Below are 21,056 nucleotides of genomic sequence, written 5' to 3' on the forward strand. Positions count from 1 at the left end.
GCGGCGGGAACACCTGCCCTCCGCCAGAGATCGTCCACGGAAACGAAATCGCGATCCTGACGGCAGGCGACGATTTTTGCTGCATGATCGTTGGAAAGCCCCTTCACCATGCGCAGGCCAAGACGCACGGCGTAGCGCTCTTTACCATTCGCATTCTTCTTGCCCGTGGGCTCCAGCGTGCAATCAAAACGGCTGTTGTTGACGCAAACCGGGCGAACCTCCACCCCATGATCGCGCGCATCGCGCACGATCTGCGCCGGGGCGTAAAAGCCCATGGGCTGCGAATTCAGAAGCGAGGCACAGAAAATATCCGGATGATGGCACTTCAGCCATGCGGAAGCATAGGCAATCAGCGCGAAGGACGCCGCGTGGCTTTCCGGGAAACCATAACTGCCGAACCCTTCTAGCTGTTTGAAGATGCGTTTGGCGAAGTCCTCGTCATAGCCGCGTTCCACCATGCCATCGATCAAATCCTGCTGGAACTTGGAGATCGTGCCGACATTCTTGAAAGTCGCCATCGCGCGGCGCAACTGGTCCGCCTTGCCGGGAGAAAAACCGGCGCAGTCGATGGCAATCTTCATGGCCTGCTCTTGGAATAGCGGGACACCCAGCGTCTTTTCGAGAATATTTTTAAGCTCTGGTTTTTCATATCGAACGGGCTCTTTTCCCTGACGGCGCCGCAAATATGGATGGACCATATCTCCCTGAATGGGACCGGGACGAACGATAGCGACCTGAATTACAAGATCGTAAAATTCGACGGGCTTCAAACGGGGCAACATTGACATCTGCGCCCGACTTTCGATCTGGAAAGTGCCTAGCGTGTCTGCCTTTTGAATCATTGCAAATGTTGCAGGATCATTCGGCGGCATCGCAGCGAGATCGTATTTCTCTCCAGTACGCGCTTCCAACAGATCGAAGCCACGCTTCATGCAGGAGAGCATTCCAAGCGCTAAGCAATCCATTTTCATGAACCGCACGATATCGATATCATCCTTATCCCATTCGATGATCTGTCGATCGTTCATGGCAGCTGGTTCAATCGGGACGAGCTCATCTAACCGATCATGGGAAAGCACGAAGCCGCCGGGATGCTGACTGTGATGGCGTGGCGTGCCAACAAGCTGGTTGGCTAATTCAAAAGCGAGTTGCAGGCGACGATCCTCTGTATTGAGGTTCAATTCCTTGACCTGTTTTTCGCCAACGCCCTCGCTCCAGCGCCAGACCTGCGAGGATAGAAGTTTGGTCAGATCCTCTGGCAGACCTAGTACTTTACCAACATCTCGCAATGCCCCTCGACCACGATAGCGGGTAACGACTGAACAAAGCGCGGCTTTATCGTGGCCATAGGTTTTGTAGACCCATTGAATAATTTCCTCACGCCGCTGATGCTCGAAATCCACATCGATATCAGGCGGTTCACCCCGGTTTTCGGAAACGAAACGTTCAAAGACGAGATTGCTGAAACGAGCAGGATCAATGGCAGTGATACCAAGGACGAAACAGATAACCGAGTTTGCTGCCGAACCGCGTCCTTGGCACAAAATATCCATCTTACGGGCCTGTTGGACAATGGCACTCACGGTCAGGAAATAGGGCGCATATTGCAATCTGCCGACAACATCCAACTCATGATGCAGCGCCTTTTCGACCTTCTCCGGCAGACCATCCGGATAACGCCCCGGCACCGCTTCCCAGACGAGCTTTTCCAACGCCTGTTGCGCCGTCAGCCCCGGCAGGCTGCGCTCTTCAGGATATTGATAGACCAGCTCCTTCAGCGAAAAGGTGCAACGCTTCGCGATTTCGAGGCTGCGGACCAGTGCTTCCGGGTAGCGGGCAAACAGCCGGTGCATTTCCTGAGGCGGCTTCATATAGCGGTCGGCATGCCGCTCGCGCCGGAAACCCGCCTCGTCAATGGTGCAATTGTGCCGGATGCAGGTAACGACATCCTGCAGCATGCGACGCTCGGGCACATGAAACAGCACGTCATTGGTAACAACAGTCGGCACATCAGCGGCTGCAGCCATATTCGACAATTCGAAAAGCCGCATCTGGTCGTTGGGTCGTCTTCGCAGGCTCAGCGCCATATAGGCCCGGTCAGCAAAAGCGGCTTTCAACCGGCGCAGGCGAAGCGCGCAGAGATCGTCAGCCAGATCGGCGAGCAGCACCACGATAAGGCCTTCGCCATAAGCTACGAGATCGTCCCATGTGAGCCGACACTTACCCTTGCCACCCCTCTTCTTGCCGACGGAAAGCAGCCGGCAAAGCCGCCCGTAAGCCGGGCGATCCATGGGATAGACAAGCACGGAAAGATCGTCATCCAGATCGAGCCGGCAGCCGATGACGAGCCGGATGCCATGATTATCGGCCGCTTCATAGGCGCGGGGAATGGCCGCAAGGCTATTGCGATCGACGATGCCGAGTGCCTCGATACCGAGATTTTTTGCCTGTTCGAACAGTTCATCACAGGAACTTGCACCGCGCAGGAAGGAGAAATGCGTTGTCACCTGAAGCTCGGCATAGCGCGGCGTGCTCATGCGAAGACCCCATGGATGAACCAGCCCTGCGAGCCCGTCTCGGTATGTTCGCCATCACCGGAGCGGAAAATCCAGAAACGCTCGCCGCTTTCGTTTTCGACAGTGAAATAATCGCGCACGGCGGCCTTTTCGCGGTCGCGTTTCCACCATTCGCCAAACACCCGTTCCGGCCCATCAGCGCGCCGCACATTATGGCGCACGCCTTTCCAGATGAAATAACGCGGCGGATGATCCGGAAGCAGCGCCAGAGTTTCGATGGGTTCCGGCCTTGCAAAAAGCCTGACCGGGCGCGGCCAGTGGCAAGGCCAGCCGAGGGTATCCTCAGGTGCCAGCGCCGCAACGCTGGCAAGAGAACGTTCCGGCACGTCGCTTGCCACCGCCGCATAACGATAGACCCTGTGGCCGCGATTGAGGATGACATCGACCGTATCGGCGATTTCCGCACGCCCTTCCTCCAGAAGCGAGGACCGGGCCTGCGCGGCGACAAGCGGCTCGGCATGGGTGGCGGTCAGCACCATCATCTCGATGCCAAAGCCGGGATCGATGGTGTCGATACGGTCGGTCAGAAGCCGGACAAGCTGTTTGGCATCACGCACCGGTCTGGAGGTGCCGGCCCGCACGGCCTGCAAGCCGCTATCCACCCGGTGCAGCACCAGATCGACGCGACGTGCGCCAAGGCCGCGCTTTTCCAGCGAGACGCAAAGCTCAGCAACCAGCTTTTGCACATAGCGGGCAATTGTCTCCGCCGCCGCGATCGGCTCGGGAAAGGCGCGGCGCACCTCCACCAGTTCGGCAATGCGCACCGGCTCGATAGGTTCGCCAGTCTCGCCGAAAGCCTGGGTAAGCCGCCTGACCACTTCCGGGCCGAAACGCAGGGTCAACGGCGCCCGTGGAGCCTCGGCAAGTTCGCCTATGGTGCGAAAACCGAGCACCTTCAATCCGGAAACGATACGCTCCTCCAGCCTGAGCGCCGCCAGCGGCAGCCCGCTGATCGCCGCCCGCTGCCCGCCCGGCGATACGATGCCGATCTCCTCACGGCCAAACCGGGCAAGCGCATGGGCCGCCCCCCAGCTATCGGCAATGGCAGCGCGGGCGGCGAAGCCTGCGGCATGCAGGCGGTTCACCATGCCGCTCAACATCAGCGTCTCATTGCCGTGCAGATGGTCCGCACCTGCCGTATCCAGCACCAGCCCATCAGGCGGATCTGCGGCGACGATCGGGGCATAGATACGCAGGAAATGAAAAGCGAGTTGTTGCAAGGCGCGGGCATCCGCCGCCGCATCCAGATCCTCGACGACGAGACCCGGCACCAAAGCCTGCGCCTTGCTGACGGGTGTGCCGGGCCGGATGCCCGCCGCCTTTGCTGCCTTGTTCAGCGCCAGCACCAGGCGGCGGCTGCCCTGACGGCCGATCATGACCAGCGGCTTTTCAACCGGCGGCGCGTTCTGCCCCGAAAGACGCCGGTAGCGATCCGTCGACCATGTCGGCAGGTAAAGCGAGACGACCCTTTGCATCACAGGCTTCCACTTCAAATGCAGCGCTTTCGCCGCCGCGACATCGCAAAAGTTCCAGAAACCAGCGTGGCCTGCCCACCCCCGGCACCGGCAGGGGCGAAGATGGCCGGACAGAGACACGCCAGCGGGTTACAGCGGCCGTCGGCTCGCCAAACAACGCCGCATCGGCCGGGCGCCGGAAGCGGCGGATGGCGATGCCGGTGACACCAGAGGTTTCCGCCGCCAGTTGCAACCGTCGCGAGGCATTCATCGGCAACTTCGCAAGCTCGCCCATCACGGCGCCAAAACCGTTGCAGCGCAAGCCTTCCTCGAAACAGTCGAGCACGCCTTTCTCATCGCGGCATTCGACGATGATGACGCGGTTCTGCGACAGGCCCGCCTGCGTCAATCCCGGCATGAACAGATCCCTGCGGGTAACACACCATAAGACCTTGCCGGACAGCCTTGCTGCCACACCGGCCGCAAAAAGCGCCGCTGCCGCACCATCGGCGGCGCCATTGCCGCCGCCGCTCACCTCATGCAGGCAACCGAGCTTCAGCCCGCCTCCAGGCAAATGGTGATCGATGGCATCCACGCCGAAAGGCAAGGCCTCGTGCAGGCGGTGAGGACCGCCACCGATCCTTTCCAGCCTTTCACGCAGCTCTTCGACAACGAGCAACTGTTCCGCGCGCTTTTGCATGGCATGACAGGTTTCAATTCCGGTTTTTCAGTTTTATTGTTCCTGTTTTGTTCTTATTTCAGCAAAGAGTCAAGCAATGCTGTGCGGCTCTTCAACAGGTTTGCGCGGGAAGAGAGGGATTATGGCCTTGCGGCCATGTGTACCACCGTTAAAACGGATTATCCGGTCGGCCTCTCCCTTTTTGCGGATAATTGACGCGCCGGACATCAGGGTTTGGAGGAAACCGCCGATGATCGCCAGCATTCTGATTGCCGTGGTTGCGGCCATCCATGTTTACATCACCATTCTGGAAATGCTGCTGTGGGAAAAGCCGGCCGGCCGCAAGGCCTTCGGCCTCTCTGAGGATTTTGCGCGACAGACGAAGGTGCTTGCCGCCAATCAGGGGCTTTACAATGGTTTTCTGGCAGCCGGATTGATCTATGGGCTCACGCAGGGCGATGAAGGACTGAGTTTCAAGGTCTTCTTCCTCACCTGTGTCTTGATAGCCGGCATTTTCGGCGCCATTACCGCAAATATGAAAATCCTGTTCATTCAGGCTTTGCCGGCATTGTTTGCGCTCGGCTTCCTCTGGATCGGAGTATGAACCTATGACCGCATGGAACGATCTCCGCGCAAAAGACGCCCTCAACCGCATATTTATGGCGGCAGTGGCGAGTGCCGATCCCGCAAAGGTGCTGCAACATCATCTTCCTTCCCCGCCCAAGGGCAGGTGCGTGGTGGTCGGCGCGGGCAAGGCCTCGGCTGCCATGGCCGCAGCGCTTGATAAGGCCTGGGCGGATGTGAACCTCTCCGGTATCGTCGTAACCCGTTACGGTCATGCCGTTCCGGCCGGGCGCATCGAAATCATCGAGGCCTCCCATCCCGTGCCCGACGACATGAGTGCGGAAGCGGCAAGACGCATTCTTGCCGCCGTTGAAGGGCTGACCGCAGACGACATGGTGATCGCGCTAATTTCCGGCGGCGGTTCGGCACTGATGGTCGCACCTGCACAAGGCGTGACGCTTGCGGACAAGATGGCCGTCAACCGCGCGCTTCTCGCCAGCGGTGCGACGATTTCCGAGATGAATGCCGTGCGCAAGCACCTCTCCCGCATCAAGGGCGGACGACTGGCGCTGGCCGCCAAACCGGCCAGAGTGGTTTCGCTGTTGATTTCAGACGTACCGGGCGACGATCCCTCCGAAATCGCTTCCGGCCCCACGGTTGCCGATCCGAGCGATATCAACAATGTGCGGGAAATCGTCTCCCGTTATGCGCTCGATCTTCCCGAGAATGTGCGCAAAGTGCTGGAAAAGGGCGAGGAAACGCCGAAGGCAGGCGATATAGAAGAGGACATCAGGCTGATCGCGACACCCTCGCTCGCCCTACAGGCGGCGGCGGACGAGGCGGTGAAGCTTGGCCTTACGCCGCTCATCCTCGGGGATTCGCTGGAGGGCGAGTCAAAGGATGTCGGCGCGGTGATGGCGGGTATCGCCCTCTCCGCCAGCCGCAAGGGCCTGCCAGTCAAAGGCCCGGCCGTGCTGCTTTCCGGCGGAGAAACCACGGTGACGATCGGCAAAGGGCTGGCCGGCAAGGGTGGGCGCAACACGGAATTTCTGCTGAGCCTTGCGCTGACGCTGAAGGGTGCAGGCGGTATCTGGGCCATCGCCGGCGATAGCGACGGCATAGACGGCGTTGAGGATGCGGCAGGCGCACTGGTGACGCCGGATACGCTTGCGCGTATGCGCAACGCCGGTGCCGATCCGCGCCAGTCGCTGGTGGGACACGACAGCTACACCGCCTTCAAGGCGGTTGGCGACCTTGTCGTGACCGGTCCGACGCTGACGAATGTAAATGATATCAGGGCGATTTTGATCGGGTGAAAGCGGGAGAGTTCGAGCCTGTTATGGCCTTGCGGTGCGCATCGTTGAAGGTGGCTGTTTTGACTATACCGTCGGACAGGTATAATCTGGTGGCCTGTCTTTTGGAGCCTCAGCCATGCGTTTTGGAGTGCTCGTAATTGGTCTAGCCCTGGCCCTGATCCCCACCTTGGCGGATGCCCACAATTGCAAATGCCGAAATCGCGGTGTCATGTTCGAACTCGGCCAGACATCCTGCCTCAGGGTCGATGGCGGCTCCTATCTCGCGCGCTGCGAAATGAAACTCAACGTCTCATCCTGGACGAGAATACAGGACGGTTGCCCCGTGACTGAACGGATGCAGCAGCAGATGACACGCGCAAATTGATCGCGTCTTCAGGTGGGTCGTGAGGGGAAAGCAGGCAGAGATACGCCGAGAGCTTGCCCCCTCATCCGGCCCTTCTCCCCCCCGCAGGGGGAAGAAATACGCCGCGACGCCATGTCGATCTTACAGCTTCACCCAGCCGCCATTCTTCTTACCGGATTCGATGCAGGCGGTGACAAAAGCAACGCCTTTGACACCGTCATCGACGGTCGGATAGGTGACCGCCTTGTCGAGCTCCGAACCGGTGCGGCGGGCTTCGATGGCGTGAGCCGCTTCGGTATAGATGGTCGCGAAGGCTTCGAGATATCCTTCCGGATGGCCCGAGGGAATGCGCGTGACACGCGCGGCCGCAGCACCGGCGCCAGCACCGCCGCGGGTGATGAGCTGTTTCGGCTCGCCAAGCTTCGTGAACCAGAGATAGTTCGGATCAGCCTGCGTCCACTCGATGCCTGCCTTGTCGCCGTAAACGCGGACCTTCAGTCCGTTTTCATGCCCGACAGCCACCTGGCTGCACCAAAGCAGGCCCTTGGCTGGTTGCTTGCCGTCCTTTGGCTTGAAGCGCAGCATCACATGCGCATTGTCGTCCAGACGGCGACCCTCCACGAAGGTATGTACATCCGCTGCCAGTTCATCGGCTTCCAGACCGGAAATGAAGCAGCCGAGATTATAGGCATGGGTGCCGATATCCCCTGTGGAGCCGCCGACACCGGATTGCGCCGGATCGGTGCGCCAGACGGCCTGTTTCGCACCGGTCTGCTCCAGCGGCTCAGCCAGCCAATCCTGCGGATATTCCATCTGCACCAGACGGATGTTCCCGAGCGCACCGGTTTCCACCAGTTCACGCGCATGCCGCACCATAGGATAACCGGTGTAGTTATGGGTGAGGATGAACAGCGCGTCCGCCTTGTCCGCCACGTCCTTCAGCTTTTTGGCATCGTCCAGATTGGAGGTCAGCGGCTTGTCGCAGATGACATGGATGCCGCGTTCCAGAAACGCCTTCGCCGCAGGATAATGTACGTGGTTGGGCGTGACGATCGCTACCGCCTCGATACCATCTTCGCGAAGCGCTTCCTTCTCGGCCATTTCTTCGAATGACCCATAGCAACGCTCTGGAGCAAGCCCGAGTTCGCGGCCGGAGGCGAGGGATTTTTCCGGTGTCGAGGACAAGGCCCCGGCCACGAGATCGAAGCGGTTGTCGAGCCGCGCGGCCATGCGGTGAACGCCGCCGATAAATGCACCCGAACCGCCACCCACCATGCCCAGGCGAATCCGCGTGTTCGCCTTGTCGGTTGTCTTTCCTTCAATAGCCATAATGTCTCCTCGGCATTTTCTAAGCGCATTCCCACACGGAAAACGGCTTCACACTTTTCCTGGAAATGCTTTTAAAGCCCAAGCATGCGCCGGTTGGCCGCATCATCGGTGCCGGCAGATGCGAAATCATCAAAGGCTTTTTCCGTGACGCGGATGATATGGTGCTTGACGAACTCGGCCCCTTCCCGGGCACCGTCTTCAGGATGTTTCAGCGCGCATTCCCATTCAACCACTGCCCATCCGTCGAAATCATTGGCAGCCATTTTCGAGAAGACCGCACCGAAATCCACCTGCCCGTCACCCAGCGAGCGGAAGCGGCCCGCACGGTTGACCCAACCCTGATAACCGCCATACACGCCCTGGCGGCCGGTCGGATTGAACTCAGCGTCCTTGACATGGAACATCTTGATGCGGTCTTTGTAGATGTCAATATTGTCAAGATAATCAAGGCATTGCAGCACGTAATGCGAAGGGTCGTAGAGCATGTTGGCGCGCTTGTGGTTCTTCACACGCTCCAAGAACATCTCGAAAGTCACGCCATCATGCAGATCTTCGCCGGGATGGATTTCGTAGCAGACATCCACGCCCTGCTCATCGGCGTAATCGAGGATCGGCGTCCAGCGTCTTGCCAGCTCGTCAAAGGCGGTTTCCACCAGACCGGCCGGGCGCTGCGGCCACGGATAGATGAAGGGCCAGGCAAGAGCGCCCGAAAAGGTCGCATGTGCGTTGATGCCGAGATTTCTCGAAGCCTTCAGGGCAAGCTTCACCTGTTCCACCGCCCATTGCTGGCGAGCCTTCGGGTTGCCGCGCACTTCAGGTGCTGCAAAACCATCGAAGGCTTCGTCATAGGCGGGGTGAACGGCAACCAGCTGGCCCTGCAAATGGGTGGAAAGCTCGGTTACCTCGACGCCGTTCTGGCGGGCGACACCCGCAAATTCATCGCAATAATCCTTGGATTCCGCAGCCTTTTTCAGATCGATCAACTGCCCGGCCCAGGTGGGAACCTGCACGCCGGCATAACCCTTTTCTGCTGCCCATTTGGTAATGCCGTCCCATGTATTGAAAGGCGCAGCATCACCGGCAAACTGACCGAGAAAAAGACCCGGCCCCTTGATCGTTTTCATAAAAATCTCCTCCTGTATCGATACAGTTCAGCGGTAAAACCGCTTTGGCTCCCAATTTGCCAAGCTAACCGCTCATAATTTTCAGACAAGCCCCAAATGCCGGGGAGCGAGAGAATTTCGTTATTCCACTAAAAAACGAAACACGTCTAAAGCGCCAGACCGCTTGCCCTGTCGAACACATGTACACGCTCGTGATGCACGGTGGCGGCAAAGGGGGTGTTGACCTTGACCAATTGCTCGCCATCCACCACCGCCGTAACCTGATCGCCCGCCAGTTCGAAGACCACATGCGTCTGCGCGCCTGTCGGCTCGACCAACACCGTCCTGCCGGACAGCGAAATATCGCCGCCGACGGTCGAACCGATATGTTCCGGTCTCAACCCAATCGTCACCGGCTGGCCGCGCTTGACATTTCTTGAGGCGGCAATGCGGATCGCCGTCCCGTCCTTCAGCCGGGCGGCAGGTTGATCGCCCTCGCCGTCGACCACGCCTTCGATGAGGTTCATGGCCGGCGAGCCGATGAAGGCGGCAACGAAAAGATTGGCAGGTGTCTTGTAAAGTTCGAGCGGCGTGCCCTGCTGCTCGATACGGCCGTGATTGAGCACCACCACCCGGTCGGCCAGCGTCATTGCCTCGATCTGATCATGGGTGACGTAGATGGAGGTCGTACCTACTTTCTGATGCAGAGCCTTGATTTCGCTACGCATCTGCACGCGCAGCTTGGCATCCAGATTGGACAGCGGCTCATCGAACAGGAAGACGGCCGGGTTGCGCACCACGGCGCGGCCCATGGCGACGCGCTGGCGCTGGCCACCAGAAAGCTGCGAGGGCTTGCGGTCCAGAAGCTTGCCGAGATCGAGCATGCGTGCGGCTTCCGCCACGCGCTCATCGATGACGTTTTTCGGCTGCCCGGCAAGCTTCAGGTTGAAGCCCATGTTTTCGGCGACCGTCATATGCGGATAAAGCGCATAGGACTGGAATACCATGGCGATATTGCGCTCGCGCGGCGTCATGGAATTGACGACGGTGCCGCCAATGAGGATATCCCCATCGGTGATTTCCTCCAGCCCGGCGATCATGCGCAGCAGGGTAGATTTGCCGCAGCCCGAAGGCCCGACCAGCGCAATGAATTCGCCGTCGGTTATATCGAGCGAGATGCCGTGAATGACATCGAGCGAGGCATAGGACTTGCGGATATCCCTAAGTTCGACGGAAGCCATGTTTTGCTCCTTTCAAGTCACGATTTGACGGCACCGGCCGTCAGGCCCGCGATGATGTGTTTCTGTGCGAGGAAGAAGACGATGACGGTCGGCAGGATCGTCAGCGTGATGAAGGCGAGCACGAGCTGCCATTCCGTGCCGAATTCGCCGCGATAGACCATGATGCCGAGTGGCCAGGGATATTTCGATTCCGAGTTCAGCATGATCAGCGGCAGAATGTAGCTGTTCCAGCTGCCGACGAAGGAAACGATCCCAACCGTCGCCACGATGGGTCGTGAGAGCGGCATCGAAATGTGCCAGAAGAAGCGCAGATAGCCGCAACCATCCACGAAAGCGGCCTGAAACAATTCTTCCGGCAGATTGCGGAAGTAATTGCGAAACAGAAGGATGCTCATGCCGAGCCCGAAAGCCACCTGCGGCAGAACCACGCCCCAATAGGTATCGAGCAGACCGAGGTCGCGGATGCGGATGAACAGCGGCAGGATGGCGGTCGCCGCCGGGAACATCAGTCCCAGCAGGAAGTAATTCAGCAGGAAAGACGAGCCAAAGAACTTCACATGCGCAAAGGTGAAGGCGGCCATGGCCGAGACGGTCAGCGTCAGAAAGACCGTCAACAGCGCAATCACCAGCGAATTGAATATCTGCAGCCAGTAGCGTTTGCCAAAGAGGATATCGCCGTAATTGGCCCATTGCCACTCGGCTGGCAAGCCGAACGGGTTGACGCGCAGATCCCCCAGCGTCTTGAAGCCGCCAAGCGCCGTCGTCAGAAGCGGGATGAGCACGATGGCCGCGATCAGGCTCAGCGATATATAAAGATAGAGCTTTGTTTGCAGTGGCATGCGGACGGAAGTGGATGGTTCAGTCATGGCGCATGAAAATCCTTTTGTAACCGAAGGCGAGCGTCACGCAGATAACGAAGAGAACGACACCCACCGCGCTGCCAAGCCCCACCTGCATGCGCATGACGCCGTAGGTGTAGAGAAAGGTGACCATGGTTTGCGTGGAGTTGGACGGACCGCCGCCGGTGAGCGGCATGATCATGTCGAACAGCTGTAGCGAGCCGATCACCGCAAAAAAGACGGACAGGCGCACCGTTGAGCCGAGCATCGGCAAGGTGACGTATCGAAACTTCTGCCAGCCGGAGGCGCCGTCGATTTCGGCAGCTTCCAGCACGTTCTTGTCGACGGATTGAAGGCCGGCGATGAACAACATCATGTGGAAACCGAAATACTTCCAGACGATGACGCCAAGCACGGCGTAGATCGCCACATCCTTGTCGGCCAGCACGTAAGGATTGGCGAAGCCGAAGAAATTGGAGATGGCAGCGAAAAGGCCGTAATCACCATCATAAACGAAGCGCCAGATCAGGCCGGCCGCGACATCCGCAAGGACATAGGGCAGGAAGAAAACCAGCCGAAAGGCAACGACGCCCGGAAGGCGGTGCGCCAGCATCATGGCAAGCCAGATCGCCAGCGGGATCTGGATCAGCACGGAAATCAGGATGATGAGGCCGTTATTGAGCAGAGCCTGCGAAAAGGCGGCATTGCCGAACAGGACCTGGAAATTCTTCAAGCCCACGAAATCGGTCGGCGTGCCGTAACCGTTCCAGCGGTAAAGGCTGTACCATGCCGCCTCGCCCATGGGCAGGATGACGAACAGGGTAAAGAGCAGCAATGCGGGCGGAAGGAAGACCAGCAGGGTCAGCGCACGGTCATGCGCGACCGAGCTTTGCTTGCGCTTCGTCTTCGACGCGCCGCGCGCCGGTATGGACGCAGAAGTCATGGAAATATCCGTCATCTCTATCCGCTTTCATTCAGGCAGATACTGCGGCGCCGCATCCCGCGCGGCGCCGTCATGGAACCGAAATCAGCGAAGCTCGAAAGCATCCTGAATTTGCTTGGCACCCTCTTCGGCGCTCATCTGGCCGGAAACGATTTCGACGGAGACATCGTTGACCACGCGGCCAACGGCCGCGCCCAGTGTCTGGTCGAAGAAGTTCTGGTGCCAGGTAGAGCTTGCAAGCTGCTTGGCCGAATCCGCCAGCAGCGGGTTCTTGACCGCTCCATCCGCACCCGTCGCAACCGGCAGGATCATGCCCGCAGCCGCCATCTTCTCTTCACTTTCCTTGCTGGTCAGGAAGGTCGCGAAATCGATCGCTTCCTTGGAAGCGTTTTTCGTGACTGCCCAACCATTCAGACCGCCCAGCGTGTCGGTGACTTTGCCAGCACCACCTTCGACGGCGGGAAAGGCGAAGCGACCGATATTGTCTGCCGCAAGGCCTTTGCCGTCACCGGCATTCTTGCGCTGGTTGGCTTCAGTATTGTCAAAGCCGAGGATCATCGCGGCCTTGCCATCACCGAAGACGCCGAGCGCCTGGGGCCAGGTGGAGCCGAGATAGCCGGGCTGGAAGGGTTCGAGCTTGCCGAACTCGGCCAGTTGCTCGCCCGCCTTGATGATGGAGGGATCCATGAAGCCTTCCCCCTCGCCTTTGCGGGCGGCGTCGAACACGGTCTGCCCGCCATTGCGCATGACGAGATAGCTCCAGTAGAAATGGATCGGCCATTTTTCACCGCCACCACCGGCAATCGGAACGATTCCCGCTGCCTTGATTTTCTTGACGGTGGCGCCGAGATCGTCCCAGGTCTTGATGTCTTCCGCCTTTACGCCCGCCTTGGCAAACAGCTCCTTGTTATAAAAGAAACTGACGAGGCTGACCTTGTAGGGCACTGCCCAGACCTTGCCGTCAAAGGAGAGGCCGTCGATTGCCGCCGCGTTATAGGCCTGCCGCAGCTTGCCGCCATCGGCATCGAATACCTCGCTCAAATCCTTGAGTGCGCCGGTTTTTGACTGTTCCTCAAGGACGCCGCCACCCCAGCTATAAAAGAAATCGGGAACGTCGTTGGATTGCAGCAACGTCGGTAATTTGGCCTTGAAGGCCTCGTTTTCCAGAAACTGCAGTTGCACGTCCACGTCAGGATGTTTGGCCTCATAGTCCTTGGCAATCTCCTCCCAGACGGCCACGGCTTTGGGGTCCAATTCCACATGCATCCATTTAACGACCGTTGCGGCCGAGGCGCTTGCGGCGCCGAGCATGAGAGCAATGCTTGTCGTTGTGGCAAAGCCTATCAGCCTGCCGCTCAGGCTTGCGCCTGCGTGCCTAATCGTCATGATCGTGATCCTCCCTCGGGGATTTCCTCATTTATTCCCCAATGCGGATTAATTCACCTTAGCGCTCGCTCATTGTCAAGGCGCCATGCCGATTTTTTGAGCGAACGGCTTGACACACCCCTCCCTGACACCGTTATTTAATCCGCAATCCGACATAAATTGGTTTTCGAACCGGCATTGATCGCAGCAGGACCCCATGAAGACCGCAGACCCAGAACTGATGCGCGCGATCAACCGGCTAAGCGTGCTGGACAGCATCCGCCGCCATGGACCGATCTCCCGGGTGGAAATCAGCGAAAGAACGCAGCTTTCCACCACAACCGTATCGGCGATCACCGCATCGCTGCTCGATGACGGGCTTATCCTTACCCGCCATATCGGCGATATCCGCACGGAGGGCTCACGCGGCAGGCCGCGGGTGATGCTGGAGCTGAACCCGGATGCGGCCCGCGTGGTGGGCGCCAAGATTGCGGCAAGCCGCATGGTCTTCGTCGTCACCGACTTTTGCGGCAACGTGCTGTCCACCCTCGCCCTGCCGATCCGTGTAGACCGCCAACCGATCGGCGTCATTGCCGATCTGGTGGAAGACGGGGTGCGGCGTTGCGTGGTTGATGCCGGACTGTCGCTGGAAGATGTGGACATGGTCTGCCTTGGCCTGCCAGGCGTCATCGAACATCGCACCGGCAGGATCCGCAGCAGCCCTATCCTGCGGGAAGTAAACGTCGATTTTGCCGAGGAAATGACTTCACGGCTGAATTCCCCCACCATCATCGAAAGCGACGCCCACGCCATCACGCTTGCCCATCACTGGTTCGGCCATGCGCGCGATCTTGAGGACATGGTGCTGATCTCGCTCGAGCAGACACTCGGGCTTGGCGTGATGCATCAGAACCAGCTGTTTCGTGGTGCAGGCGGCCTCAGCCACAATCTCGGCGACCTCGTGATTGGCCTTGCCAGTGAAGGAACCGTGCGGCTGGCGAGCCAGGCGGGCGAGAACGCCATTCTCGGTTCCCGCCCGGTGGACGGGCGTTTTGCAGAAGCTATCCGGCTTGGTCGCGGCATGCAGCATGCCCATGCGCTGATTGCGGCGGAAGACAACGATCTTATTGCGGCAGCCTTGCGCGCCGGTGCAGCCCTTGGCCTGACGCTTGCCAATATCGTCACGCTGTTTGCGCCGCCACGGGTCATCATCACCGGCTCCAGTCTCGAGCTCGGCGAGCCCTTCATTGCCAGCATCCGCGACAGTTACAACGCCGCCGTGCCGCCATCGCTGGCAGGCGTCGCAGAGCTGGTTTTCGACGTCGCAAGCGACGAACTGTGGGCGCAGGGTGCGGCAGCTGTCGCACTTTACGAGCTTTACGAATCGCCATGGAACACGACAGGGCCGGCGCTCTAGCCGGCAAGGTTGAGAGTGGGCTTAGGCATTTATGATTTACGGGAGGAAATCACATGAACAAGGTCGGTATCGGCATCATCGGCTGCGGCAACATCTCCAGCGCCTATCTCAAGGCGATGGCGTCGTTTCCCATTCTCGACATTCGCGGACTGGCGGATATGAACGAGGAGGCAGCAAAAGCGCGGGCAGACGAGTTCGGCCTTCAGGCAAGAAGTATCGACGAACTTCTGTCTGACCCCTCCGTGGAAATCATCGTCAACCTGACGATTCCCAAGGCGCATGTGGAGGTGGGCCTGCGCGCACTTGAGGCGGGAAAACATGCCTATTCGGAAAAGCCGCTCGGCATCAATTTCGCGGAGGGTAAACGGCTTGCGGACGCGGCAAAGGCAAAGGGCCTGCGCATCGGTTCGGCACCGGACACTTTCCTCGGCGGCGGGCACCAGACAGCGCGCCGCCTGATCGACGAGGGTGTGCTCGGCCAGCCGGTTGGCGGAACGGCTACCTTCATGTGCCCCGGCCATGAGCGCTGGCATCCCAACCCCGCCTTTTATTACGAAGTCGGCGGCGGGCCGATGCTGGATATGGGACCATATTACATCACCGATCTCGTCAACCTGTTCGGCCCAGTCGCCAAGGTGGCAGGTTTCGCCATCGCGACGCGCAACGAACGCCTCATCACCAGCGAACCTAAGAATGGCGAGAAAATCCCAGTCCATGTCGCCACCCATGTTTCCGGCGTGCTGGCATTCAAGAACGGCGCGGTGGTGCAGGTGGGCATGAGCTTCGATGTGGCGGGCCACAAACATGTACCGCTGGAAATCTACGGAACGGAAGGCACATTGATCGTGCCCGACCCCAATCATTTCGGCGGTGAGGTGCAATTGCTGAAAAAGGGCGGCCAGTTCGAGCCGCAGGCACTGTCTTCGCCCTATGCTGACGGCAACTACCGCTCGATCGGCGTGGCCGACATGGCCCATGCGATCCGCGAAAACCGCCCGCACCGCGCCAATGGCGATCTTGCCTTGCACGTGCTGGAGGTCATGGGAGCCTTCCAGACGGCATCGGACAGCGGCACCACCGTTTCCATCATCACCGAGGTGGAGCGCCCTGCTCCCCTTGAAACTTCGCTGGTCGACGGCCAGCTCGGCAAATAATCCCGAGGAGGAAATAAATGCGCGAAGCACTCATCGTCTGGGGCGGCTGGAGCGGCCACGAGCCGCAGGAATGCGCCACAATCGTCAAGGATATTCTGGAAGAGGATGGTTTCAAGGTCTATGTCGAACACAGCACGGAGGCTTTTGCAGATCCGTCCGTGCATGATCTGAGCCTTGTCGTGCCGATCGTGACAATGTCGAAGATCGAGAAGGAAGAGATCAAGAACCTCACCGCCGCCGTCGAAAACGGCGTCGGCATTGCCGGCTTTCATGGCGGTGCAGGCGACAGTTTCCGCGACTGCGTCGAATACCAGTTCATGATCGGCGGCCAGTGGGTCGCCCATCCCGGGAATATCATCGACTACCACGTCAACATCACCCGCCCCGACGACCCGTTGATGGAGGGGATTTCAGATTTCCCCTACACATCGGAGCAATACTACATGCATGTCGATCCCTCCAACGAGGTGCTGGCGACGACAAAATTCACCGGCGACCACGCCTGGTGGATCGACGGTGTAGTGATGCCGGTGGTCTGGAAACGCAAATACGGCAAGGGCCGCGTCTTCTATTCGGCGCTCGGCCATCAGGCCAAGGAGTTTTCCGTGCCGCAGATGAAGACCATGTTCCGCCGCGGCGCCAACTGGGCGGCACGTTGAAGCGTGCATTGAGAGGCGGCCAAACAAGGCCGCCTTTTTCTTTATCATCAGCCCCGGATAATTTCTTCCGCAGCCATCGCCACACCCAGAACGTGGTCGTCCGTGCCGTGCAGGCCTGATAGCAGCAGGCCAACGGGCATGCCCGCCTCGCCAGTGCCGCAGGGAATGGAAACGCCGCAGAGATCGAAGAAGTTGCCGATCTGGGTGTTGCGCAGGGTCTTGGCATTCATGGCAAAGAAGGTCTCATCATTCTCCACAAGCGGTGCGACCTTGGCCGCGACATGAGGCAATGTCGGCGATATCAGCAGCTCATTCTTGCCAATCATGCCCGAAAAAGCCGCCGTCATGCGTTCGCGCGCCTCGATGATGGCGATGTAATCCGGCAGGGAGATATTCGCGCCCAGTCTTGCTCGCGCAACCACGCGCGGGTCCATGCGAGCCGCATCAGCACCTTCCAGCCGCGCCTTGTGCAGGGCGAAGGCTTCCGCCGTTACCAGCGCACCCTTTTCCTTGATAAGATCGAGTAATTGCGAAAAGACCGGGAATGCCTGCCGCCGTACAGAAGCGCCGGCCCGGGAAAGCCGTTCCACTGCCTGCTCAAAAGCGACCGCGACGCCCTCCTCGATGCCATCGAAAAACACTGTTTCCGGCACGACGAGCGACAAGCCGGACAGAGGCGTGCGCGCCGCATCAACAGCCGCCTTGCCGCGCATGGCGGCATCTACCCACACGGCGTCCTGCACAGTGCGAGTGAGCGGGCCGAGCGAATCGAGACTTTTAGCCAGCGGATAGACGCCGCGCATCGAGTAACGGCCGCGGCTCGCCTTGTACCCCACCACACCGTTGAAGGCGGCGGGAATGCGCACCGATCCGCCGGTATCCGTACCGATTGCCACCGGCACCAGACCGGCCGCAACCGCTGCACCCGCGCCGGAAGAAGAGCCGCCTGGCAGCCGGTGGCCATCCGTGGAAGCGGGATTGCGCGGCGTTCCGTAATGCGGGTTGATGCCAAGGCCGGAAAACGCGAACTCGCTCATATTGGTACGGCCGACGCAGACCATCCCGGCCTCCATCAGCGCGCTCACCACATCCGCGTCACGGGACGCAGGCGCATCATTCGAAAGCACCGTCGATCCAGCCGTGGTCACAGTGCCTTCGAGATCGAAAAGGTCCTTCCAGGCGACCGGAATGCCGTCGAGCACGCCGCAGGATCGACCCTCGCGAATGCGTTTCAAGGCGCCTTCCGCCTCAGCCATGGCCCGCTCCGCCGTCAAGCCGACAAAGATCGCCCGGTCTTCCGATTTCCCGATTGCATCAAGCGTCTCTTCCGCCAAGGCGCGCGGATCAAGATGGCCGCTCTGGATGAGAATGGAAAGCTGCGCGATGTTTTTGCCCTTGTGAGCCATGATATGTTCCCTGAAACCGGCATGTTACGCACAACATGCCGTTTATCGGCAGCTTGGCAAGGTCAATCGCGGTACCCTTGCAACCATAAAGCCCGGTTGATGAGCGCGAAAAGAGGCCCCAATGCATCGTCGTATTCGGCGTCGATGTCCCATCGCAAGCCATCGAATATTTCAACCTGAGGTGCATATTTTCGGCGCCTTATATAAGCGGCGACTATAAAAAGACGGATTAATTCTTAATCGCATCTAAACTTTGTTGAATTATTTAGCAGACACCATTGAAATACATGCCCTATAAAAATTCCATAAAACAATCATAACGCGACATCGCGGGGGAATATCGCGAATGGAAGAGACTGCCTATCGGGGGATAGATAGACAGACTGAAACCGGTGACACGCTTCGCTCAACGACGCAGCCGGTACCGGGCCGCTTTTCGCGACGGCGTTCGCTCGCCAGCAAGATAACCCTGATATTTCTCGGCGGCGTGATCTTTTCCTACAGCATTGGGGCGCTCGTCGGCTGGTACATGTTCGTTGCCGCCGCCAGCGAGCAATGGCTCAACCAGGCCCGCGTCAATTCACAGATTGCCAGCGCCACCCTGCGCAGCATCTATACCTATGTCAGCGTCACCGCCGACACGGACGGACAGGTGAACGGCATCTTGACCGACAAGCCGATTGGCGACGACGCTTCCATCCTCGTTACCGGCTTCAACCCCAGCGACGTTCTCGCCCTCATCGGTGCGCAGACCAAGAATGCCGTCTGGCTTTTCCGCTACGATGAGGCCGATTCCGGATTCCGTCAAATCGCGGCGGCCTTCGACAACGCCACCGACGACGCCGAAAAACCGATTGCCACCGATCCCATCTTCTCCAGAGATGCGGTCGCCGCGCGTTTTGCCACCGGCTTTGCGACGATTGGCGATTCCAGCCATTATATCGGCCTGTTGCCGATCATCAGCACGGAAACGAAAAAGCCGATTGGCGCGGTCGCCGTCAGCATCGGCGGTTCGGATGCGCTTTATGGCGCGCAGCGCAAGCTCATCTACAATTCGCTCGTCGCCCTGATCGTTGTTCTGACCGTCACCGGCGTTCTCGTGACGCTGATTGCCAGGCATTTTCTAAAACCCGTTCCGGCGCTTGTGCAGGCGACACTCAGGATCGCCCGTGAGGAAACCGATGTCGTCACGCCGTTTCAGGATCGACGGGACGAGATCGGCGACATGGCCACCGCCATCGAAACCCTGCGGGAGGCCGTTCTGGAACGTGGACGGCTCAGGCAGATACGCGACATGGCGCAGCAACTGGAACATATGGCCCATCATGATGCGCTGACGGGGCTTCCCAACCGCGTGCTCTTGATGAAGACGCTGGAGAACCGTCTCGAACACCTTTCCTCATCCGGCCAGCCGTTCAACGTCATGCTGCTCGATCTCGACCGCTTCAAGGCCGTCAACGATACGTTGGGACACGCGGCAGGCGACGCCCTGCTGGTGGCCGTGGCCTCGCGGATTTCCTCCGTGCTCGGTGAAAACGACATGGTGAGCAGGCTCGGCGGCGACGAATTTGCGATCATACAAGCGGTGACCGATAATTGTCGCGAGGATGCGGGCGCGCTGGCAAAGCGCGTGGTCCATGCGGTCTCGCGCAGCTTCAGCCTCGAAGGTAGCCATATAAGCGTCGATACCAGCATCGGCATCGCCTGCGCGCCCGATCACGGCAACTCCGCCACCCAGCTTCTGCAACATGCGGACCTTGGTCTCTACCGGGCGAAATCCATGGGATGCGGCTTTTTTGTCTTTTACGAGCCTGGCATGGACATGGCGGCGCAGCACAAGCACGCGCTCGAAATAGACATGAAATCCGCGCTCGAAAACCACGAATTCGAGCTGTACTACCAGCCCGTGGTCAATCTGGAGAGCGGCCGCATTGTCGCCTACGAGGCCCTTGCCAGATGGCGGCACAGCAAGCTTGGCATCATCACGCCGGATCGCTTCATAACGCTTGCCGAAGAAAACAATTTCATCAAACCTCTGGGCGAATGGGTTTTGGCGCAGGCCTGCATGGACGCCATGACCTGGCCGAGGGATATCCGACTTGCCGTCAATCTTTCCGCCGTGCAGCTTTGCAATGACGATATTGTCCCGATCGTTGACAGCGCGCTGAAAGCCTCCGGCTTCCCGGCCGAGCGGCTCGAGCTTGAAGTGACGGAAACGGCAATGCTCGAGCGCGACAACAGCGCCAGGGCTTTAAAGCTGCTGAAGGAAATGGGCGTCCGCCTCGTGCTTGATGATTTCGGCACCGGTTATGCCGGGTTGAGCACGCTGACGCATGTTGCCTTCGACAAGATCAAGATCGACCGCGAATTCGTTTCCGGCCTGCCGGAAAATCCAATGTGCTCGGCCATCGTTAACACCATCATCGACATGGCAGAACAGATCGGCCTGAAAGTCACCGCCGAGGGCGTGGAAGACAAGAAACAGGTCGAGGCCCTCAAGCTTTCCGGATGTGACGAGGCACAGGGCTATTATTTTGCCGAGCCGGCGCCGCTTGCCCGGATACTCAAGAACCGTGCCGTCATCGCCCAAACCGGAAACGACGAATATAGCGACGTCGGGCGACCGATGCAGGAAACCTATTACCCGCCACAAAAAGCGATTTGAGAA

Annotated in this window: 18 protein-coding genes; 7 read left to right on the forward strand and 11 right to left on the reverse strand. The window is 59.2% G+C overall.

The features are described 5' to 3' along the window. From T18_RS09075 to T18_RS26965, 4 genes are all read right to left on the reverse strand, one after another. Nucleotides 1-2,537: error-prone DNA polymerase (locus tag T18_RS09075; protein ID WP_323455216.1), on the reverse strand; the 2,537-nt coding region annotated here is incomplete at its 3' end. Continuing rightward, nucleotides 2,534-4,051 (reverse strand): Y-family DNA polymerase, encoded by a 1,518-nt coding sequence (locus T18_RS09080; protein WP_038493923.1) that lies wholly within the window; start codon nucleotides 4,049-4,051, stop codon nucleotides 2,534-2,536. The genes T18_RS09080 and T18_RS09075, both read right to left, overlap by 4 nt. Then, nucleotides 3,966-4,730, reverse strand: a complete 765-nt coding sequence (locus T18_RS09085; protein ID WP_025595750.1) for an ImuA family protein — start codon at nucleotides 4,728-4,730, stop codon at nucleotides 3,966-3,968. Before T18_RS09085 ends, T18_RS09080 begins: the two co-directional genes overlap by 86 nt. Nucleotides 4,731-4,799: 69 nt before the next feature. Further along, nucleotides 4,800-4,973: a hypothetical protein gene (locus T18_RS26965; RefSeq protein WP_003510714.1), complete on the reverse strand. Its 174-nt coding sequence runs from the start codon at nucleotides 4,971-4,973 to the stop codon at nucleotides 4,800-4,802. Between T18_RS26965 and T18_RS09095 the strand changes: the two genes are divergently transcribed. From T18_RS09095 to T18_RS09105, 3 genes are all read left to right on the forward strand, one after another. After that, nucleotides 4,960-5,313: a DUF1304 domain-containing protein gene (locus tag T18_RS09095; RefSeq protein WP_013761503.1), complete on the forward strand. Its 354-nt coding sequence runs from the start codon at nucleotides 4,960-4,962 to the stop codon at nucleotides 5,311-5,313. The two genes, T18_RS26965 and T18_RS09095, sit on opposite strands and share 14 nt — an antisense overlap. 4 nt (nucleotides 5,314-5,317) lie before the next feature. Further along, on the forward strand, nucleotides 5,318-6,589 hold the full coding sequence (locus T18_RS09100; RefSeq protein WP_038493927.1) for a glycerate kinase: 1,272 nt from the start codon (nucleotides 5,318-5,320) through the stop codon (nucleotides 6,587-6,589). A gap of 115 nt (nucleotides 6,590-6,704) precedes the next feature. Further along, complete coding sequence (locus tag T18_RS09105) at nucleotides 6,705-6,953, forward strand: hypothetical protein (RefSeq protein ID WP_038493930.1); 249 nt, start codon at nucleotides 6,705-6,707, stop codon at nucleotides 6,951-6,953. Between the two features lie 120 nt (nucleotides 6,954-7,073). On the opposite strand, the gene T18_RS09110 is transcribed toward T18_RS09105, so the two are convergent. The 6 genes from T18_RS09110 to T18_RS09135 form a co-directional block, all read right to left on the reverse strand. Continuing rightward, nucleotides 7,074-8,261 carry a Gfo/Idh/MocA family protein gene (locus T18_RS09110; protein ID WP_038493933.1) on the reverse strand — a complete coding sequence of 396 codons (1,188 nt, stop codon included), beginning with the start codon at nucleotides 8,259-8,261 and terminating at the stop codon, nucleotides 7,074-7,076. 71 nt (nucleotides 8,262-8,332) lie between these two features. Continuing rightward, nucleotides 8,333-9,385 carry a sugar phosphate isomerase/epimerase family protein gene (locus T18_RS09115; protein ID WP_003510723.1) on the reverse strand — a complete coding sequence of 351 codons (1,053 nt, stop codon included), beginning with the start codon at nucleotides 9,383-9,385 and terminating at the stop codon, nucleotides 8,333-8,335. A gap of 146 nt (nucleotides 9,386-9,531) precedes the next feature. Continuing rightward, nucleotides 9,532-10,605, reverse strand: coding sequence for an ABC transporter ATP-binding protein (locus T18_RS09120; protein WP_038493937.1), 1,074 nt, complete (start codon nucleotides 10,603-10,605; stop codon nucleotides 9,532-9,534). Between the two features lie 17 nt (nucleotides 10,606-10,622). Continuing rightward, nucleotides 10,623-11,471: a carbohydrate ABC transporter permease gene (locus T18_RS09125; protein ID WP_003510727.1), complete on the reverse strand. Its 849-nt coding sequence runs from the start codon at nucleotides 11,469-11,471 to the stop codon at nucleotides 10,623-10,625. Continuing rightward, complete coding sequence (locus T18_RS09130; protein WP_003510729.1) at nucleotides 11,464-12,402, reverse strand: carbohydrate ABC transporter permease; 939 nt, start codon at nucleotides 12,400-12,402, stop codon at nucleotides 11,464-11,466. The genes T18_RS09125 and T18_RS09130 overlap by 8 nt, the downstream gene beginning before the upstream one ends. Nucleotides 12,403-12,471: 69 nt before the next feature. Next, nucleotides 12,472-13,773 (reverse strand): ABC transporter substrate-binding protein, encoded by a 1,302-nt coding sequence (locus T18_RS09135; protein WP_038493940.1) that lies wholly within the window; start codon nucleotides 13,771-13,773, stop codon nucleotides 12,472-12,474. Nucleotides 13,774-13,969: 196 nt separating this feature from the next. Between T18_RS09135 and T18_RS09140 the strand changes: the two genes are divergently transcribed. From T18_RS09140 to T18_RS09150, 3 genes are read left to right on the forward strand one after another with little or no spacing between them, the layout of a single operon-like run. Next, nucleotides 13,970-15,169, forward strand: a complete 1,200-nt coding sequence (locus tag T18_RS09140; protein WP_038493944.1) for an ROK family transcriptional regulator — start codon at nucleotides 13,970-13,972, stop codon at nucleotides 15,167-15,169. A 53-nt stretch (nucleotides 15,170-15,222) separates the two neighbouring features. Beyond that, nucleotides 15,223-16,323, forward strand: a complete 1,101-nt coding sequence (locus tag T18_RS09145; protein WP_038493947.1) for a Gfo/Idh/MocA family protein — start codon at nucleotides 15,223-15,225, stop codon at nucleotides 16,321-16,323. Between the two features lie 17 nt (nucleotides 16,324-16,340). Then, on the forward strand, nucleotides 16,341-16,982 hold the full coding sequence (locus T18_RS09150; protein ID WP_003510737.1) for a ThuA domain-containing protein: 642 nt from the start codon (nucleotides 16,341-16,343) through the stop codon (nucleotides 16,980-16,982). A 47-nt stretch (nucleotides 16,983-17,029) separates the two neighbouring features. Here the strand turns inward: T18_RS09150 and T18_RS09155 are convergent, their stop codons facing one another. Next, complete coding sequence (locus T18_RS09155; RefSeq protein WP_038493950.1) at nucleotides 17,030-18,388, reverse strand: amidase; 1,359 nt, start codon at nucleotides 18,386-18,388, stop codon at nucleotides 17,030-17,032. 346 nt (nucleotides 18,389-18,734) lie between these two features. Here T18_RS09155 and T18_RS09160 point away from each other — a divergent pair, with 346 nt between their 5' ends. Next, nucleotides 18,735-21,053 (forward strand): EAL domain-containing protein, encoded by a 2,319-nt coding sequence (locus T18_RS09160; protein ID WP_038493953.1) that lies wholly within the window; start codon nucleotides 18,735-18,737, stop codon nucleotides 21,051-21,053. Nucleotides 21,054-21,056 lie beyond the last annotated feature (3 nt).

Origin of the sequence: Rhizobium sp. TBD182 (assembly GCF_001950375.1) — a bacterium.
In the GTDB taxonomy this organism is placed as follows: domain Bacteria; phylum Pseudomonadota; class Alphaproteobacteria; order Rhizobiales; family Rhizobiaceae; genus Agrobacterium; species Agrobacterium tumefaciens.

Coding starts and splice junctions, on each gene's coding strand:
- T18_RS09140 (WP_038493944.1), top strand. CDS start 13,970: ATGAAGACCGCAGACCCAGAACTGATGCGCGCGATCAACCGGCTAAGC.
- T18_RS09145 (WP_038493947.1), top strand. CDS start 15,223: ATGAACAAGGTCGGTATCGGCATCATCGGCTGCGGCAACATCTCCAGC.
- T18_RS09085 (WP_025595750.1), bottom strand. CDS start 4,730: ATGCAAAAGCGCGCGGAACAGTTGCTCGTTGTCGAAGAGCTGCGTGAA.
- T18_RS09135 (WP_038493940.1), bottom strand. CDS start 13,773: ATGACGATTAGGCACGCAGGCGCAAGCCTGAGCGGCAGGCTGATAGGC.
- T18_RS09080 (WP_038493923.1), bottom strand. CDS start 4,051: ATGCAAAGGGTCGTCTCGCTTTACCTGCCGACATGGTCGACGGATCGC.
- T18_RS09150 (WP_003510737.1), top strand. CDS start 16,341: ATGCGCGAAGCACTCATCGTCTGGGGCGGCTGGAGCGGCCACGAGCCG.
- T18_RS09155 (WP_038493950.1), bottom strand. CDS start 18,388: ATGGCTCACAAGGGCAAAAACATCGCGCAGCTTTCCATTCTCATCCAG.
- T18_RS09125 (WP_003510727.1), bottom strand. CDS start 11,471: ATGACTGAACCATCCACTTCCGTCCGCATGCCACTGCAAACAAAGCTC.
- T18_RS09105 (WP_038493930.1), top strand. CDS start 6,705: ATGCGTTTTGGAGTGCTCGTAATTGGTCTAGCCCTGGCCCTGATCCCC.
- T18_RS09115 (WP_003510723.1), bottom strand. CDS start 9,385: ATGAAAACGATCAAGGGGCCGGGTCTTTTTCTCGGTCAGTTTGCCGGT.
- T18_RS09100 (WP_038493927.1), top strand. CDS start 5,318: ATGACCGCATGGAACGATCTCCGCGCAAAAGACGCCCTCAACCGCATA.
- T18_RS09110 (WP_038493933.1), bottom strand. CDS start 8,261: ATGGCTATTGAAGGAAAGACAACCGACAAGGCGAACACGCGGATTCGC.
- T18_RS09160 (WP_038493953.1), top strand. CDS start 18,735: ATGGAAGAGACTGCCTATCGGGGGATAGATAGACAGACTGAAACCGGT.
- T18_RS09120 (WP_038493937.1), bottom strand. CDS start 10,605: ATGGCTTCCGTCGAACTTAGGGATATCCGCAAGTCCTATGCCTCGCTC.
- T18_RS09130 (WP_003510729.1), bottom strand. CDS start 12,402: ATGACGGATATTTCCATGACTTCTGCGTCCATACCGGCGCGCGGCGCG.
- T18_RS26965 (WP_003510714.1), bottom strand. CDS start 4,973: ATGCTGGCGATCATCGGCGGTTTCCTCCAAACCCTGATGTCCGGCGCG.
- T18_RS09095 (WP_013761503.1), top strand. CDS start 4,960: ATGATCGCCAGCATTCTGATTGCCGTGGTTGCGGCCATCCATGTTTAC.